The following is a 559-nucleotide window of genomic DNA, read 5'->3' as shown; positions in this document are numbered from 1 at the left end:
AAAAGGCATTGTATCTCCAGCATATTCAAGGAGATAAAACATGGAAACTCGCATTCCTGAAGACACACCATTCGATACCAATTTTCTAGGAGAAACATCTCTAGAAGAAAAGTATCCATTCTTTCACACACCCATTTCATGGTCCGCAATCTTTGCGGGACTGGTGACGGCTCTTGCTACCTCAATCTGCCTCTCTTTTCTAGTCGCCGCTTTAGGCTTAAGCCAAATGGATTTCACTTCTTCATCCCCATTTGAAGGCTCTTTCCTCTCCTTTGGCGTGGGGTCTGTTATCGTTACACTGATTAGCCTAGCCTTGGGAGGCTTTGTAGCTGGACGTTTTGCTGAAACCTCAGGGACTCTTCATGGCTTTCTCACTTGGGCTCTCATAACATTGCTGATGACCCTCCAAGCCATCCACGTGGTTTCTAGTACAGCAAAGATAGGGGCTAAAACCGCTCTAGAAAACACTGCTACGATACAACAAACCGTAGATAGTTTTAAAACAAACATATCCCCCCTACTGTCAAACTTAAACAGTGAAAGTCTTGAAAAGTTTTTT

1 pseudogene is annotated in these 559 nt (G+C 43.6%); it reads left to right on the top strand.

The features are described from left to right. Positions 1 to 40 precede the first annotated feature (40 nt). Positions 41 to 559: pseudogene (locus ACFIO3_RS15395) on the top strand (DUF3792 domain-containing protein); the annotation flags it as partial.

The sequence above is a fragment of the Bartonella sp. AD328YNZD genome (genome assembly GCF_042196425.1).
This window is presented reverse-complemented; position numbering and strand designations above follow the sequence as displayed.